Raw genomic sequence first — 16891 nt, forward strand, 5'->3', positions numbered from 1 at the left:
TCACTTAACGGACCCCGCCATAACCCCCTGCACAAAGTGCTTCTGGAAGGCGAAGAACACCACCACCGGCACCACCAGCGACACAAACGCCCCCGGCGCCAGCACATCGATGTTGCTCCCGAACTGCCGTATCTGCGACTGCAGTTGCACCGTCAACGGCTGCGAGGAGCTGTCCGCGAACAACAGCGCCACCAGCATGTCGTTCCACACCCACAGAAACTGGAAGATGGCCAGCGAGGCGATCGCGGGCCGCCCCACCGGCAGCACCAGCCGCGTGAAGATCCGCCACTCGCTGCCGCCGTCCATACGAGCGGCCTCCAGCATCTCCTTCGGCATCTCGGCGAAGTAGTTCCTCAGCAGGAACACCGCGAACGGCAGCCCGTACGCCACATGGAACAGCACGACCCCCGGAATCGTCCCGAACAGCCCCAGCTGCCCGAAGAGTTTGGCCACCGGCAGCAACCCGATCTGCACCGGCACCACCAACAGGGCCACCACGACCAGGAAGACGGCCTCCCGCCCGGGGAAGTCCAGCCAGGCGAACGCATATCCGGCCAGCGCCGCCAGCACCACGACCAGCACGGTCGCCGGCACGGAGATCAGCACCGTGTTCCAGAAGGCCTGCGTCATCCCGGCGTTCTTCAGCAGCGCCGAGTAGTTGTCGAAGGACAGCTGGCCGGGACTGGTGAACACCTTCCACCAGCCACTGCTCGCCGAGTCCTGACTGGACCGCAGCGACGACAGGAACAGCCCCGCCAGCGGAGTGACCCACACCAGGCCGATCACCACCAGGAAGGCCTGCACCAGACCACTGCCCAGGCCGCGCCTGACCGCGTTCATCGCTGAGTTCATCGCTGACTCCTCCGGAAACGACGGACGTTGAAGGCCATGGCGGGGACCACGAGCAGCAGGAGCAGCACGCCCAGCGCACTTCCGAGCCCCTGATTGTTGCCGCCACCGAAGGACACCAGCCACATCTGCGTGGCGAGCACGGTCGCGTCCTCCTGCACCGGGCCGGGCGCGATGATGTAGACGAGGTCGAAGACCTTCATCACGTTGATCACGAGGGTCACGAAGACCACGGTCAGCACCGGCGCCAGCAACGGCACCGTGATCCGCCGGAAGATCTGCCACTCGTTCGCGCCGTCCATCCGCGCCGCCTCCAGCGCATCGCGCGGCAGCGTCGCGAGCCCGGCGCCGATCAGCACCATCGCGAACCCGGTCCAGATCCACAGATACGCCCCGATGATCGCCGGCGTGACGAGCATCGGCCCGAGCCAGGAGACACCCTGGTACGGCTGCGCGAAGTTCGAGGCGGGCAACTCCACCGTGTACGAGCCGGACTTCAGCCCCGCGAAGTGGAAGGATCCGTCAGCCGCGGTCGTCGTACTCCCGGCCGTCGTCCCGTCGCCCCGCACCGCCTCGACCTTCATCTCCGGCAGCCCGCTCTCCCGCCGGTCCACCTCGCCCTGCTTCCCGCCCCCGCCAGGGGTGAAGTCCAGGTAGACGACCCCGGCCAGCTCGTCCGCCGCCGCCTTGCGGTGCGCGGCGCCGTACGCGGGCCGGGCACCGCCCGGCAGGTCCTTCGGCGCCACGCCCACCAGCCCGAGCGCCACCGACTGCCCCGGCGACACGCTCCCGCTCGTCCGGTACGAGCCGTCCGGCCCCGCCTTCAGGCCCTGACCGACGCGCGCCCGCGCGGTCGGGTACTGAGAGGTGCCCTTGAAGGCGTCGTGCACCGAGACCACGGCCGCGTTCAGCACGCCCTTGTTCGGGTCCTCGTCGTAGGCGAGCCGGAAGATGATGCCCGCCGCCAGGAAGGACACCGCCATCGGCATGAACAGCAGGAGTTTGAAGGCCGTCGCCCAGCGGACCTTCTCCACCAGTACGGCGAGGATCAGGCCGAGCCCGGTCAGCAGGGCCGGGGCGACCACTACCCAGATGGCCGTGTTCCGTACGGCTTTGAGGGTCGCCGGATCGCGGAACATCTCGGTGTAGTTCTCGCCGCCCACGAAGCGTGTCCCGGACGCGTCGAAGAAGCTGCGGCCGACCGAGAACAGCACGGGGTACACGACGAGCGCGCCCAGCAGGAGCAGCGCCGGGAAGACGAAGAGCAGGGCGACGATGCGGGCCCGTCGGCGCGAGCGGCGCGCTCGCTCAACCGCCCCCAGCGCAGGCGGGATTGTCTCTTTCACAAGAGTCGCGGTCATGGTCCGTCAGCCCTTGTACGCCTTGGCCGCCGCGGCCTCCAGTTGCGTCGCGGTGCCCTTCGGGTCCGACGGGTCGCGCAGGAAGTCCTGGAGCAGCTTCCACTCACCCGCGCCCTTGGTACCGCCGAAGGCCGCCGGCGCCTGGTCGGACATGTCGAAGCGGACCGAATCCCCCGCGGACACAAGGGACTTGGCGGTGGCACGGGTGACGTCGTCGCCGTACGAGTCGAGCGACAGCTTCTTGTTCGGGGACAGGAAGCCGCCCGCCTTCGCCCAGACCGCGGCGGCCTCGGGCGTCGCCAGGTACTCCAGGAGCTTCATGCCGGCCTTGGCGTTCTTGCCGTCCTTGAGGACTACGGCCGCGTCGCCGCCGCTGACCACCGGCGCCTTGCCCCCGTCAACCGCGGGGAAGGGGAAGAAGTTCGCGTCCGTGCCGATGGTCCTGCCGAACTGGTCGTGCGCGACTCCGGCGACGAAGTCGCCCTCGTAGACCATGCCGGCCTCGGGCTTGGGCCCGAACACCTTCTCCACCGAGCCCGGGAAGTCGGTGTTGAGGGCCTCCTTCTGGCCGCCCGCGATCAGTTGCTTGTCCTTGAACAGCTTGCCGAGGGTGCCGAGCGCCTTGACCACCGAGGCGTCGGTCCACTTCAGCTTGTGGGTGGCCAGGGCGTCGTACTTCTCGGGGCCCGCCTGGGAGAGGTAGATGTTCTCGAACCAGTCGGTGAGGGTCCAGCCGTCCTCCCCGGCGACGGAGAAGGCGGCGAGCCCGGAGTCGGAGACCGTGTGGCCGGCCTTCAGCATCGCGTCGTACGTGGTCGGCGGCTTGACTCCGGCCTGGGTGAGGGCGCTGGGGCTGTACCAGACCGTCGACTTGTGGGCGGCCTTGAAGTAGAGGCCGTACAGGGTGCCGTCGACGCTGCCGTACTTCTTCCACACGGGGGCGTAGCCCGCGTCCACGGCCTTCTGGGTGGTGGACGACAGCGGCTTGAGCCAGCCCTTCTTCGCGAACTGCTGCAACACGCCGACCTGCGGGACCATCACCACGTCGGGGGCGTTGCCGCCTTCGATCTTGCTGCCGACGACGGTGGAGACGTTGTCCCCGGTGGAGATGAACTGCGTCTTGGCGCCGGTCTTCGCGCTGAAGGCGTCCAGCACCTTCTGGAAGTTCTTCTGCTCGCTGCCGGTCCAGACGCCGGCCACCGTGACGGTCTGGCCGCCCAGCGCCTTGTCGCCGCCACCCGCGGAGACCGGGCCGCCGCCTCCGCAGGCGGTGGCGCCGAGCGCGAGGGCGAGGGCGGTGCAGCTGGTGAGCAGCGTGGTACGTCGTCGCATCATCGTTGATGTCCCTTCGAAGGGTGGAAAACTGACGAACAATCAGGAGGGTGGACGGTGGTGATCAGCGGTCGCCGATCCACCAGGCCGCCGTCGAACCGGGCAGCACCCCGGCCGTGCAGGGGCCGCTGGACAGCAGCGGGGTGCCGGAGACCGGCGCGGGCATGGGTGCCGTACCGAAGTTGACGGCGCAGACGAGGCCGTCACCGCGGACGAAGGCGAGGACACCGGGCGGGGTGTCCAGCCAGTCGAGCGTTCCCTCACCCAACTGGGGCAGAGCGGACCGCAGTTGGAGGCCGTCGCGGTACAGGTGCCAGAAGGAGCGGGTGTCGGCGAGTGCGCGGTCGGTGGCGTACTCGGCGAAGTAGGACGGCTGCGGCAGCCAGGGCCGGGCGCTTTCGGCGCCGGACGTGAAGCCGAACGGCGAGGCCTGTCCGGACCACGGCAGCGGCACCCGGCAGCCGTCGCGGATGCGGGCGCGGCTTCCGGTGCGGCGGAAGATCGGGTCGGTGAGCACGTCGTCGGGCAGGTCGACGACCTCGGGCAGACCCAGTTCCTCGCCCTGGTAGATGTACGCGGCTCCGGGCAGCGCCAGCATCAGCAGCGCGGCGGCGCGGGCGCGGGCCGTACCCAGGCCGCTGCCCTCCGGCGCGGGTTCGCCGTAGCGGGTGACGGTGCGGACCTGGTCGTGGTTGTTGAGCACCCAGGTGACCGTGGAACCCGTGCCGGCTATGTCCTGCATGGCCTCGGTGATGACCTTGCGGAAGGCGTCGGCGTTCCAGGGGGCGCTGAGCAGGTCGAAGAAGAAGGCCTGGTGGAGTTCGTCGGGGCGGACGTACTGCGCGTGTTCGCGGGCGGTCGGCACCGACACCTCGCCGACCAGCAGCCGCTCGCGGCCGTCGCGTGCCGTGTACTCCTCGCACACCGCACGCCAGTGCCGCCACACGTCGTGCACCTCGGGCTGGTTCCAGGCGAGCGGGTTGACGGAGTCGCGGGTGCGGGCGTCGGCCTCGGGGTCGTCCGAGTCGGGCAGTCCGGGGTGCTTGTAGAGCCCGGCGGCGACGTCGATGCGGAAGCCGTCGATGCCCCGGTCGAGCCAGAAGCGCAGGACCCGGTCGAACTCGGCGCCGGTCTCGGGGTTGCGCCAGTTCCAGTCGGGCTGCTCGGGCGCGAACATGTGCAGGTACCACTGGCCGGGGCGGCCGTCCGGCTCGGTGACCCGGGTCCAGGCCGGGCCGCCGAACATGGAGTGCCAGTTGTTGGGCGGTTCGGAGCCGTCGGCGCCGCGGCCGTCGGCGAAGTGGAAGCGGGCGCGGGCGGCGCTGCCGGGCGCCGAGGCGAGCGCCTCCTGGAACCACGGGTGCTCGCTGGAGCAGTGGTTGGGCACGACGTCCAGCAGCACCTTGACGCCGAGCCGCCGGGCGGCCGCCATCAGCAGGTCGAACTCGGCGAGGTCGCCGAAGAGCGGGTCGACGTCGCAGTAGTCGGCCACGTCGTAGCCGTGATCGTGCTGCGGGGACGGATAGAAGGGGCTCAGCCAGATCCCGTCGACGCCCAGCTTCTTCAGGTACGGCAGTCCGGCGCGGACCCCGGCCAGATCGCCGATGCCGTCGCCGGTGCTGTCCAGGAAGCTGCGGACGTACACCTGGTAGATCACCGCGTCACGCCACCAGCGGTACTTACTCAACATGCATGCATGTTATGTAGGCGTGTCGTGAGGGTGTCAATGAAAGAGACTGAAGCTACTGCTGGGTTGGCATGGCAAAGATGGACTTAAAGGGGCATCCTGAGTTGAAATGAGACTTCCGCGTTACTTAACAAGTAACTAGCGGCTGGAGATGGCCGCCAGCTCCCGCGCCAGCCTCTGCACCGCCGCAGCGGGCGTCTCGTGCCCGGTCATCGCGTCGTGCACGACCGCCTGCACCACCAGGCTGACCTGGTCGTAGCGCGGGCTCTTGGGGCGCGGCGCGGCATGCAGGACGCTCGTGCGCAGGGTCGGCAGATACGGGAACCGCCGTATCAGCTGGGGGTCCTGGTACAGCGCGGCCCGTACGGGCGGCAGCGCGCCGCGTGTGAGGACCTGGCGCTGGACGGGCTCGCTGGTGAGGTAGGCGAGCAGGCGCGCGGCGGAGTCGGGGTGCTGTGTGTGCGTGTTGACGGCCAGGTTGGAGCCGCCGAGGACGCTCCTGCCGGGCCCGTCCGGGCCGGGCAGCGGTACGGCGCCGATCCTGCCGGCCACCGGGGAGCCCTTGGCCGAGGCACCGACGTAGGCGTAGGGCCAGTTGCGGAGGAAGAGCAGACGGCCGTCCTGGAAGGCCTGTTTGGACTCCTCCTCCTTGTACATCAGCGCCTTCTTCGGGATCCACCCCTCGCGCACGCCCCGGGCGAGGAAGCCGATGCCCTCGCGGGCGGCGGCCGAGTTCACGGTGACGCGTGCGCCCTCGTCGCCGAGGATGCTGCCGCCCGCGGAGTAGACGGCCTCGGCGGCGTTGACGGTGAGGCCCTCGTAAGGGAGGAACTGCCCCGCGTAGCCGTCGAGTCCGTACTTCGGCGCGATGGTCTTCGCGTCGTACTCCAGCTCGGCCCAGGTGCGCGGCGGCGGGACGCCCTCCTTGGCGAGGATGTCCTTGCGGTACAGGAGCAGGCCGGCGTTGGTGACGTACGGGACGGCGTACAGGTGTCCGTCGTAGGTCGCCGTGTCGACGACCGGCTTGAGGAAGCCCTTCATCGGGAAGCGGTCGCGGGGCAGCGGCCGGATCCAGCCCGCAGCCGCGAACTCCGAGGTCCAGCTGACGTCGATGTTGAGGACGTCGAAGCGACTGCGGTCGCCGCCGCGCAGGTCGGTGACCATCTGCGCATGGGTCTCGTCGGCGGAGTCCGGGAGTTCGACGAGGGTGACCTTCTCGCCGGGGTGGGTACGGTTCCAGCCCTGGAGGAGGGGGTCGAGGTAGTTGGTGAGGTCTCCGGCGGTGGCGAGCGTCAGCGGCCCTCGACCGCCCGCCGCGCCCTCGTCGGCGTGGGCCCCGGAGGCGACATACCCGGTCATGACCACGACGAGAACAAGGAGGCCCCTACCCGCGGCATGGATCCACCGCATAGGTTCCTCCCTGTACACCGGCGCCGGGCATCTTCGCCCGGAGTCAGAGGCCATGTATACCTGTTAGGTATGCGCGATACTAGGGCCCGGAGCACATTGACCGGACAGGAGGACAGCACGAGTGCGCCTGCCCCTCCTGGCTCTCCTGGCACGCGGCCCGGCCCACGGCTACGAGCTCAAGCAGGACCTTGAGCAACTGCTGGGGTCCGCGTACCCTCAGCCGAACGTCGGCCAGATCTACGTAACCCTCGGCCGCCTCGAGAAGCAAGGGCTGATCGAGGGCGAGGACGTCGAGCAGTCGAGCCGGCCCAACAAAAAGGTCTACCACCTCACCGACACCGGGCGGGAGGCGCTGCGCGCCTGGTTCGAGGAGCCCGAGGACGAGCCGCGAGTACGGGACGAGTTCTTCATGAAGCTGGCGCTCGCTCCGCGGACCGGTCTCGCCGAGCAGATCGCCCTGATCAACAAGCAGCGGCGCCAGTACCTCAACACCATGCGCGACCTGTCGAAGCTGGCCGCCGCCGAAGACCGCGACAACCGCATCGCCCATCTGCTGATCGAGGGCGCGATGCTGCACCTGCAGGCCGACCTCGACTGGCTGGAACGGTGCCAGGAAGAGCTGGAGGAGCTCGAGTGAGCGACAGTCCCGCTCCCGTGCTGCACGCGGAAGGCCTGGTCAAGACGCATTACGGCGAGGGCGCCCCGGCGCATGCCGTGCGCGGGGTCGATCTCTGTGTCCGGCAGGGCGAGTTCGTGGCCGTCACCGGTCCGTCCGGTGCCGGCAAGTCGACGCTGCTGCATCTGCTGGGCGGCCTGCAGCGGCCGGACGGCGGCAGCATCCGGCTGGACGGTGAGCGCACCGACGCGTGGAGCGAGGCGCGCTGGGCGGTGGAGCGCAGGAAGCGGATCGGGATCGTCTTCCAGTTCTTCAATCTGGTCTCCAATCTGTCGGTCGCCGACAACGTGGAGCTGCCGGCGCTCCTCGCGGGGTGCACCCCGAAGCAGGCGCGGACCGAGCGGGAGCAGCTGCTCGGTGAACTGGGGCTGGGCGGCAAGGAGCGGAGCATGCCGGGCGAGCTGTCCGGCGGTGAGCAGCAGCGGGTCGCACTGGCCCGGGCCCTGGTCAACCACCCGCCCCTCCTTCTGGCCGACGAACCCGCGGGCAGCCTGGACAGTAAGGGCACCCGTGAGGTGATGCGGCTGCTGTCCCGCTTCCACCAGCGCGGCCAGACCATCGTGCTGGTCACCCATGACGCCCGGCTGGCCAGCGCCGCGGATCGTGTGATCAGCTTCTTCGACGGCCGGATCGCCGACGACGCGGAGCTGGACGGCACCGGGGCGTCCCGCAAGGGCGGGATATCCGGGGTTCTGGAGCTCAGGGACTGACATGCGGGTGTACGACGATCCCCGGAAGGCCTGAGCCGTATGCGAGCAACCCTGCGCTGGGCGCACTCCGATCTGCGCACGCACCGGGGCGAGGCGCTGTTCCTCGTCCTCGCCACCGCCGGGATCGTCGTGTCGCTACTGCTGGCCACGGCCCTGTTCGGGTATGCCACCAACCCCTGGCAGCGGATCTTCACCCAGGAGCGCGGCGCCCACGTCTGGATCCACACGGACAGGTCCGCCCAGGTGGGGAAGCTGGCGGGCCTGGACGGCGTGGAGTCCGTCGCCGGCCCCTACCCCACCGCCATCGCCACTCTCGCCTCACGCGGCACCCGCGCCTCGGTCGAACTGCGCGCGACGCCCGAGCGGCCGACCGTCGGCCGCCCCCTGCTCACCACCGGGCACTGGCTGGACCCCGCCACTCCCGACGGCGTGGTCCTGGAGAGCCGCCTCGCCCGCGCCCTGCTCGCCGAACCGGGCGACACACTCACACTGCCGGGCACGGCACGGGCGGTGACCGTGCTGGGCGTGGCCGACAGCGCGGAGCCCCGCTACCGCGCGAACGAACAGCCGGGCCTGGTCTGGGCCCTCCCCTCCGCCGTGCCCCACCCCACCGGCCAGGTCATCGGCCTGCGCCTCACCGACCCCGAGGACACGGACTACGCCGTCCAGCGCGCCGTCACCGTCCTCGGCGCCGGCGCCATCGGTGAGGTCTCCACCTGGCAGCAGGCCCGCGCCGAGGCCCAGGGCGACAACCGGCTGCTGGGCCAGGTACTGGGGCTGTTCGGCCTGGGCGCACTGGTGGCCGCGGGTCTCGCCGTCCACGGCGCGATCGCCACCCGCATCCGCGGCCACCTCCGCGACATCTCGGTCCTCAAGGCGATCGGTTTCACCCCGGCCCAGGTCGTCCGTGTGTTCCTGTTCCAGCACATCGCCTACGCAGTCCTCGGCGCCACAGCCGCGGCAACGCTCACCCAGGCCCTGGGCAGCCACTTCCCGGGCCGCCTCGGAGACGCCCTCGGTGTGTGGCAGGGCCTGCCCGGCCACACACCGACCCTGTTCGCCGTCCCGGCGGGCGCAGTGCTCTTCATCGGCGCCACAACGGCCCTCGCAGCCTGGCGAGCGGGCCGCGTACCACCGGTTCCGCTGGCACGGCCTGCGGGGGCGCGGGGCGGAGGACTCGGTCTGGCCCGGCGAGCGCTGGGACTGGAACCCGCAGCCCCACCGCCCGGCCGCCGCCTGCCCGAGGAAGCGCGACAATCACCCGGCCCGCGTTCCGAAGCTCCAGCCGATGCGACTCCCCCTTCCCCAACCCTGGACTCGGCGGCCCCCCGGCCTGCGACTGCTGGAGACACGGGGCTGCTGGAGACGGCCCGGCGGGTCCTGGGGCCCCGGCCCACCGCTGCGGCGGAGCACCCCTCGGCGGGTTCGGCGCGAGGGGCGTCGAGCCCTCGGCCCGCGGCTTCGGTGGCCCGGCAACCCGGCGGCCCCACGCGCCGCACCACGAGCCTGCGCCGCACCGCTCCCTCCGGCGGGCACCTCTCCGCCCTGGCCCGGCGGGCGCTCGGTCTCGGTGTGCCGCCCGCGTTGGTACTGGGCTGGCACACGGCCTTCGTCCGTCGGCTGCGGTCCCTGGCCACCGTGGCCCGGCTGGCCCTGCCGCTGCTGCTGATCGTCGTGGCGATGAGTGCCTGGACCACCATCGACCGTTTCCACAGCAGGCCCGAGCAGATCGGGCTCCCGGCCGCGCTCACCGTCCACGCCGACGCCGGTCTGAGCGACCGGGACGCCCGCGCACTGCTGCGGCGCGATCCGCGGGTCGCCGCCGCCTACCCGGGTGTCGAGGTGGCCGCCCTGGTCCCGGGCCAGACGGCCACGATCGCCCTGCGCGGGCTCGGCACCAGCCGGAACCCCTACCCGTACACCCTCGCCGAGGGCCGGCCCGCGCACGGCAGCGACGAGGCGGTGGCCGGGCAGGGGCTCCTGGACCTGCTGGACGTCCGCGTCGGCGACTGGGTACGGATGACCGTCGGCGACCAGCCGCAGATCCTGCACATCGTGGGCCGCAGCATCGAACCGGAGAACGCCGGCCGGGTCATCTCCACCTCCCTCGACACCCTCCGCGAGAACGACCCGCGCCTCACCCCGACCCTCTACCAGCTCCGCCTGCGCCCCGGCGCCGACCCGCACGCGGTCGCCGGCCGGCTGGCCGCCGCCGGGCACGGCCGGCTCGACGTGCACGCCGTGGCCAACCCGGCCGACGGGCTCTCGCCCCTGCGCTCGGTCGTCGTCGGCCTGATCGCCGTCCTGGCCCTCATCGGGCTCGTCGAACTGCTCACCGCGATCGGCGGCACCGTCCGCGAGGGCGAACGCGACCTGCTCGCCCTCAAGGCCATCGGTCTGTCGCCGCGCCAGATCACCGCCATCACCGTCACGGCCACCGGTTGCACCGCCCTGGCCGCCGTCCTCGCCGGTACGGCCCTGGGCACCCCCCTCGCGCACTGGCTGATCAACTCCCAGGGCAGATCGAGCGGCATCGGCGCGGGGATCGCCCAGAGCCCGTCGCCGGTACTGCTCGTGCTGTTCGGCGCCGCAGCGGTGTTGGGCGCGGCCGCACTCGCCGCCCTCCCGGCGGCACGCGCGGCAGGACGACGGCTCGCGGACACACTCAGCGCGGTGGCCTGACCGGGGCAGCGCCGCCCGCCAACTGCCTTGAAGATCCTGCGGGTTGTACGGCGACAGAAGCGGACGGCCGCGCACCGCTTACTTCCCGCACCCGTAGCGGCCGTGCTACACCCGGCCCCGCAGCTCCCGGTACTTGGCGACCAGCGCCTTGCTGGACTCGTCCAGACCCGCCACCGACCCCGCCGCGGCAGCGGCTGATGTAAACGTCTCGGTCAGCGCGGGCTCCACCCGCTTGGCCAGCACCTTGCCGAGTTCGACGCCCCACTGGTCGAAGGAGTCGATGTTCCACACCGCGCCCTGCACGAACACCTTGTGCTCGTACAGCGCGACCAACTGGCCGAGCACGGACGGCGTCAGCTCGCGCGCGAGGATCGTCGTCGTCGGGTGATCGCCCTTGAACGTCTTGTGCGCCACCAGCTCCTCCGGCACGCCCTCGGCCCGCACCTCGTCCGGTGTCTTGCCGAAGGCGAGGGCCTGCGTCTGCGCGAAGAAGTTCGCCATCAGCAGGTCGTGCTGTGCCCTGAGCCCGTCGCCCAGCTCGGCCACCGGCTCGGCGAACCCGATGAAGTCCGCCGGGATCAGCTTCGTGCCCTGGTGGATGAGCTGGTAGTAGGCGTGCTGGCCGTTGGTGCCCGGCGTGCCCCACACCACGGGCCCGGTCTGCCAGTCCACCTCCTGTCCGTCCCGGCCCACGGACTTGCCGTTGGACTCCATGTCCAGCTGCTGCAGGTAGGCGGTGAACTTGGAGAGGTAGTGGCTGTACGGCAGCACCGCATGCGACTGGGCGTCATGGAAGTTGCCGTACCAGACACCCAGCAGGCCCAGCAGCAACGGCACGTTGGACTCGGCGGGCGCCGACCTGAAGTGCTCGTCCACCAGCCGGAACCCGTCGAGCATCTCCCGGAAACGGTCCGGGCCGATGGCGATCATCAGCGCCAGCCCGATCGCCGAGTCGTACGAGTACCGTCCGCCGACCCAGTCCCAGAACCCGAACATGTTGGCCGTGTCGATGCCGAAGTCGGAGACCTTGCCGGCGTTCGTCGACAGCGCCACGAAGTGCTGGGCGACGGCCTCCTGACCGGCCTTCAGCTCACCGAGCAGCCACTCGCGCGCCGAGGTCGCGTTCGTGATCGTCTCGATGGTGGTGAAGGTCTTGGAGGCGATGACGAACAGGGTCTCCGCCGCGTCCAGGTCGCGGGTGGCCTCGTGCAGGTCGGCGCCGTCGACGTTCGACACGAAGCGGACCGTGAGGTCGCGGTCGGTGAAGCTGCGCAGCACCTCGTACGCCATCGCCGGGCCAAGGTCGGAGCCGCCGATACCGATGTTGACGACGTTCTTGATGCGCTTGCCGGTGTGGCCGGTCCAGGCGCCGGAGCGGACCCGCTCGGCGAAGTCGCTCATCTTGTCCAGGACGGCGTGGACCTGGGGCACCACGTTCTCGCCGTCGACCTCGACGACCGCGTCCCGCGGGGCGCGCAGCGCCGTGTGCAGTACGGCACGGTCCTCGGTGGTGTTGATCTTCTCGCCGCGGAACATGGCGTCCCGCAGGCCGAACACGTCGGTGGCGGCGGCCAGCTCGCGCAGCAGCCGCAGGGTCTCGTCGGTGACGAGGTGCTTGGAGTAGTCGATGTACAGGTCACCGACCTGCAGCGTGTACCCGGTGCCGCGTCCCGGGTCGGCGGCGAACAGGTCCCGCAGCCGCACTTCGCCGAGCTCCTCACGGTGCTTGGCCAGCGCGGTCCACTCGGGCGTCTGGTTGAGCCTGTTACGGACGTCTGCGTTCATTTCGGACTTCAGCCTTCTCTCCTGCCTTGCCCCGCTGCCGGTCCCAACCTAGTTGATCAGCGCGTGACATGAGCGGTCGTGGTGTCGCCGTGCGGCGCAACCACAGGTACGTCCGGCTTGCGAGCAGGTATCAGGGCGAGGACCGACAGAACGAAGAAGGCTGCGGTGAGCAGGGCCGGCGTGTTCAGCCCCCAGGCGGTGGCGACCGCGCCGCCGAGCAGCGCGCCCACCGGAGCCCCGGCGACGGCCAGGGTACGGAAGGCGGAGCTGACCCGGCCGAGCAGGTCGGCGGGGGTGCGCTGCTGCATCAGCGTGGTCGTGTTGACGTTCCACACCATTCCCATGAAGCCGAACACCGCGAGTGCTGCCGCCATCGCGGTCAGGCTGCGCACGCCGCCCATGACGACGAGGGCGCCTATCTGCACGAGGCCGGCGAGCAGTACGGCCCGCATGGGCCCGAGTCGGGCGGTGACCTGCCGGTTCACGACTCCCCCGGCCAGGCCGCCGACGGTGTAGGCGGTGGTGGCCGCCGCGTATCCGGTGGTGCCGGCGTCCAGCCAGCCGGTCACCAGGACGACCAGGGTGGCGATGAGAGCACCCATGCCGATGTTGCACAGGGCGGTCGCGGCGCACAGTCCGCGCAGGGCCCGGTCGCGCCACAGGGTGCGCAGCCCCTCCGCGATCTCCCGGCGCAGGGTGCTGCCCGCCGGTTTCGGCCCGCGCTCGGGGGCCACGGTACGCAGCGAGGCGACCAGCGCAGCGGCCACGAGGAAGGTCCCGGCGTCGGCCGTGAAGGGAACGGCGGCCCCCGCGGCGAGCAGCAGCGGCACCACCGGTGCCCCTATCAGGCCGCCCGCGATCTGCTGTCCCGTCATCAGCCGGGCATTGGCACTGCCGAGGGCCTCACGGTCCACCAGGGCGGGCAGCAGGGCCGTGGAAGCGTTGTCGAAGAGCGTCTGGAGAGTGGTCAGCACGAAGGCGAGCGCGATGAGCAGCGCGATCGAGGCGTGGCCGAGCGCGACGACCACGGCGAAGGCGGCGACGAGCAGCCCTCGTACCGCATCCACCGTCCACATGGCGCGCCGCTGGTCCACCCGGTCCGCGACCGCGCCGCCGAGCAGTCCGAAGACGATCCAGGGCAGATAGCCACAGGCGGTCACGGACGCGATGAGCAGGGGGCGGTCGGTCAGGGAAGCGGCGAGCAGGGGCAGCGCCGCACCCCGCAGCGCGTCTCCGAACCGGGACACCACCGCGGCCGTCCACAGCCGCCCGAACCCCCCGCGCCACGCGGGCGCAGGACTGCGCACCCCCTCGACCGCCGCCACAAGTCCCCCTCACGATTCGCCGATACACAAACCGTAGAGGGCACCACTGACAATCGGCCCGGAGGCGGCCGGAGGCCGGGTACGAAACAGCTCCGGCCAGACACCCCTCGGTGCCCGGCCGGCTCTCAACTCCTAGATCTCGCCCCGCAGTTTGGCGAGCGCCTCGGCGAGGATCGCCTCGCCGTCCGCGTCACTGCGCCGTTCCCGTACGTACGCGAGGTGCGTCTTGTAGGGCTCGGTGCGCGGCGGGTCCGGCGGGTTGTCCCGGTCCTGTCCGGCGGGGAAGCCGCAGCGCGGGCAGTCCCAGGTCTCGGGAACCTGCGCGTCGCTGGCGAAGCTGGGCTGCGTCTCGTGCCCGTTCGAGCACCAGAAGGAGATGCGCAGACGCGGCGCGGACTCGCCGCGCTCGGCCTCGCCCATCGGCCCCGCCCCGACCCGGCTTCCTCGGATCGCGTTGCCACTTGCCACGGTCGTAACTCCCTGCGTGATGGTGCCGCGAAGCGAGTCGGCGTTTCGCTTCGTTGCGAGCGCCTCAGTCTACGTAAGGCCCAACGCGCGTCCAGTGATTGGAGTTACACCCCCCACACCTAGACGCAAGCCCCATGATAGGCCGCGCTCAGCTGCGCGTACCGAACATGGGGCCTTACGTGCGGAATGTACGTGCTGTGTGCGTCGCTGCTCAGCTGTTCGTCTTTGTGATGATGCCGAGTACGACAATGCACGCGAACCAGAGCAGACCGATCACCACGGTGATCCGGTCGAGGTTGCGCTCGGCGACCGAGGAGCCGCCGACGGACGACTGCATGCCGCCACCGAACATGTCGGAGAGGCCGCCGCCCTTCCCCTTGTGCATCAGCACCAGCAGCATCAGCAGCAGGCTGAAGACGATCAGGGCGATCGAGAACCCCAAAACCACGGCTGGACCAACTTCCTCGGATTCGGATGGACGACGGGGGCACAGCCACCAAGCTGCGCCCCCGCAAGGGTACGACGTATCGCCGCTACCGCATACTCCCAGCTCGTGTCACTGGTCGCGGAAGCGCACGATCTTGACGAACTCGTCCGCGTCCAGCGAGGCGCCGCCGACCAGGGCGCCGTCGATGTCGGCCTGCGCCATGATCTCGGCGACGTTGCCGGACTTGACGGAGCCGCCGTACTGGATACGGACCTGGTCGGCCAGCTCCTGGGTGTACAGCTCGGCGATCTTGCCGCGGATGGCCGCGCAGACCTCCTGGGCGTCCTCGGCGCCGCAGACCTTGCCGGTGCCGATGGCCCAGACGGGCTCATAGGCGATCACGACGGTCTCGGCCTGCTCGGCCGGGAGGTCCTTGAGACCGCCCTCGACCTGGGCGAGCGTGTGCGTGACGTGGTTGCCCGCCTCGCGCACCTCCAGCTCCTCGCCGACGCACAGGATCGGGGTCAGGCCGTGCTTGTAGGCGGCCTTGACCTTGGCGTTCACCAGCTCGTCGGTCTCGGCGTGGTACTGGCGGCGCTCGGAGTGGCCGATCGCCACGTAGGTGCACTTCAGCTTGGCCAGCATCGAGCCGGAGATCTCGCCGGTGTAGGCACCGGAGTCGTGCGCCGAGATGTCCTGGGCGCCGTACTTGATCTTGAGCTTGTCGCCGTCGACCAGGGTCTGCACGGAGCGCAGGTCGGTGAAGGGCGGCAGGACGGCGACCTCGACGGCCTCGTGGTCCTTGTCCGCGAGGGCGAAGGCGAGTTTCTGGACGTGTGCGATGGCCTCGAGGTGGTTGAGGTTCATCTTCCAGTTGCCCGCCATGATCGGCGTGCGGGTGCTCATAAAGGGTCAGTCCTCCAGTGCGGCGAGGCCGGGGAGCGTCTTGCCCTCGAGGTATTCGAGGGAGGCGCCACCGCCGGTCGAGATGTGGCCGAATGCGTTCTCGTCGAAGCCCAGCAGGCGTACGGCCGCGGCGGAGTCGCCACCGCCGACGACCGTGAAGGCCGAGGAGTCGAGGAGAGCCTGGGCGACCGCTTTGGTGCCCTCGGCGAATTCGGGGTGTTCGAAGACGCCCATCGGGCCGTTCCAGAAGACGGTGGCGGCGTCGGTGATCTTCGAGGCGTACAGCTTGTTGGACTCAGGACCGATGTCCAGGCCCATCCGGTCGGCCGGGATCGCGTCCGCGGCGACGGTGGTGGCGTCGGCCGGGGCCTTGGTCTTCAGGTCCGGGAACGCGGGGGCGACCACGGTGTCGACGAGCAGCACCAGCTCGACGCCGGTCTTCTCGGCGCGCTCGATGTACTCGAGGACCGCCGGGATCTGGTCCTCCTGGACGAGCGACTTGCCGATCTCGTGGCCCTTGGCCTTGAGGAAGGTATAGGCCATGCCGCCGCCGATGAGCAGACGGTCGGCCTTGCCGAGCAGCTGGTCGATGACGGCGAGCTTGTCGGAGACCTTGGCGCCGCCGAGGGCGACGACGTACGGCCGCTGCACCTCCTCGGTCAGCTTCTTGAGGACGGCGACCTCGTTCGCGATGAGGTAGCCGGCGGCGTGCGGCAGACGCGCCGGGAGGTCGAAGACCGAGGCGTGTTTGCGGTGCACGGCGCCGAAGCCATCGCCGACGTAGACGTCTGCGAGGGCGGCCAGCCGGTCCGCGAACTCGCCGCGCTCGGCGTCGTCCTTGGAGGTCTCGCCGGCGTTGAAACGCAGGTTCTCGATGACCGCGACCTGGCCGGGCTCCAGGCCGTCGACGGCGGCGTGGGCGGCCGGACCGACCGTGTCCTGGGCGAAGGCCACGGGGGCACCCAGGAGTTCGGCGAGCCGCTCGGCGGCCGGAAGCAGGGAGAAGGCAGGGTCCGGCGCGCCCTTGGGGCGGCCGAGGTGCGAGGCCACGACCACCTTGGCGCCCGCGTCCGCGAGGGCCTTGACGGTGGGCAGGACGGCGCGGATGCGGCCGTCGTCGGTGATGAGGCCGTCGGCGAGCGGCACGTTGAGGTCGGCGCGGACGAAGACCCGCTTGCCGTCCACGCCGTCGGCGAGAAGTTCGTCGATCGTCTTCATGTGAGGACTCCTGGTGAGGGCTGCTCTGATCGTACGAGAGCTGATCCGTACGCGA

At 70.4% G+C, this 16891-nt stretch carries 13 protein-coding genes and 1 pseudogene; 3 read left to right on the top strand and 11 right to left on the bottom strand.

Going from position 1 to position 16891, the window contains the following annotated elements; genetic code table 11:
* From LJ657_RS09720 to LJ657_RS09740, 5 genes are all read right to left on the bottom strand, one after another.
* Entirely contained in the window at positions 1 to 840 is an 840-nt protein-coding gene (locus tag LJ657_RS09720; protein WP_232648411.1) for a carbohydrate ABC transporter permease, read from the bottom strand.
* 8 nt (positions 841 to 848) lie between these two features.
* Entirely contained in the window at positions 849 to 2210 is a 1362-nt protein-coding gene (locus LJ657_RS09725) for a carbohydrate ABC transporter permease (protein ID WP_232648021.1), read from the bottom strand.
* A gap of 6 nt (positions 2211 to 2216) precedes the next feature.
* The gene (locus LJ657_RS09730) at positions 2217 to 3545 is read right to left on the bottom strand and encodes an ABC transporter substrate-binding protein (RefSeq protein ID WP_232648022.1); all 1329 of its coding nucleotides are present in this window, start codon (positions 3543 to 3545) and stop codon (positions 2217 to 2219) included.
* 61 nt (positions 3546 to 3606) lie between these two features.
* On the bottom strand, positions 3607 to 5232 hold the full coding sequence (locus LJ657_RS09735) for a glycoside hydrolase family 13 protein (protein WP_232648023.1): 1626 nt from the start codon (positions 5230 to 5232) through the stop codon (positions 3607 to 3609).
* A gap of 135 nt (positions 5233 to 5367) precedes the next feature.
* Positions 5368 to 6639: an ABC transporter substrate-binding protein gene (locus LJ657_RS09740; RefSeq protein ID WP_232648024.1), complete on the bottom strand. Its 1272-nt coding sequence runs from the start codon at positions 6637 to 6639 to the stop codon at positions 5368 to 5370.
* Between the two features lie 121 nt (positions 6640 to 6760).
* Between LJ657_RS09740 and LJ657_RS09745 the strand changes: the two genes are divergently transcribed.
* From LJ657_RS09745 to LJ657_RS09755, 3 genes and pseudogenes are all read left to right on the top strand, one after another.
* Positions 6761 to 7276, top strand: coding sequence for a PadR family transcriptional regulator (locus LJ657_RS09745; RefSeq protein ID WP_232648025.1), 516 nt, complete (start codon positions 6761 to 6763; stop codon positions 7274 to 7276).
* A gap of 92 nt (positions 7277 to 7368) precedes the next feature.
* Positions 7369 to 8025: pseudogene (locus tag LJ657_RS09750) on the top strand (ABC transporter ATP-binding protein); the annotation flags it as partial.
* A gap of 39 nt (positions 8026 to 8064) precedes the next feature.
* Positions 8065 to 10707, top strand: coding sequence for an ABC transporter permease (locus LJ657_RS09755; protein WP_232648027.1), 2643 nt, complete (start codon positions 8065 to 8067; stop codon positions 10705 to 10707).
* Positions 10708 to 10812: 105 nt separating this feature from the next.
* On the opposite strand, the gene pgi is transcribed toward LJ657_RS09755, so the two are convergent.
* The 6 genes from pgi to LJ657_RS09785 all read right to left on the bottom strand — a co-directional run bounded on the left by pgi (position 10813) and on the right by LJ657_RS09785 (position 16836).
* The gene (pgi, locus tag LJ657_RS09760; protein ID WP_232648028.1) at positions 10813 to 12492 is read right to left on the bottom strand and encodes a glucose-6-phosphate isomerase; all 1680 of its coding nucleotides are present in this window, start codon (positions 12490 to 12492) and stop codon (positions 10813 to 10815) included.
* Between the two features lie 56 nt (positions 12493 to 12548).
* On the bottom strand, positions 12549 to 13817 hold the full coding sequence (locus LJ657_RS09765) for an MFS transporter (protein ID WP_232648029.1): 1269 nt from the start codon (positions 13815 to 13817) through the stop codon (positions 12549 to 12551).
* Positions 13818 to 13949: 132 nt separating this feature from the next.
* Positions 13950 to 14285, bottom strand: a complete 336-nt coding sequence (locus tag LJ657_RS09770; protein WP_003976875.1) for an RNA polymerase-binding protein RbpA — start codon at positions 14283 to 14285, stop codon at positions 13950 to 13952.
* Between the two features lie 211 nt (positions 14286 to 14496).
* Positions 14497 to 14733, bottom strand: coding sequence for a preprotein translocase subunit SecG (gene secG / locus LJ657_RS09775; RefSeq protein ID WP_232648030.1), 237 nt, complete (start codon positions 14731 to 14733; stop codon positions 14497 to 14499).
* 108 nt (positions 14734 to 14841) lie between these two features.
* Entirely contained in the window at positions 14842 to 15618 is a 777-nt protein-coding gene (gene tpiA, locus LJ657_RS09780; RefSeq protein ID WP_232648031.1) for a triose-phosphate isomerase, read from the bottom strand.
* Positions 15619 to 15624: 6 nt separating this feature from the next.
* The gene (locus LJ657_RS09785) at positions 15625 to 16836 is read right to left on the bottom strand and encodes a phosphoglycerate kinase (RefSeq protein WP_232648032.1); all 1212 of its coding nucleotides are present in this window, start codon (positions 16834 to 16836) and stop codon (positions 15625 to 15627) included.
* Positions 16837 to 16891: the final 55 nt, after the last annotated feature.

It is taken from the genome of Streptomyces guryensis (assembly GCF_021261325.1).
Classification (GTDB): domain Bacteria; phylum Actinomycetota; class Actinomycetes; order Streptomycetales; family Streptomycetaceae; genus Streptomyces; species Streptomyces guryensis.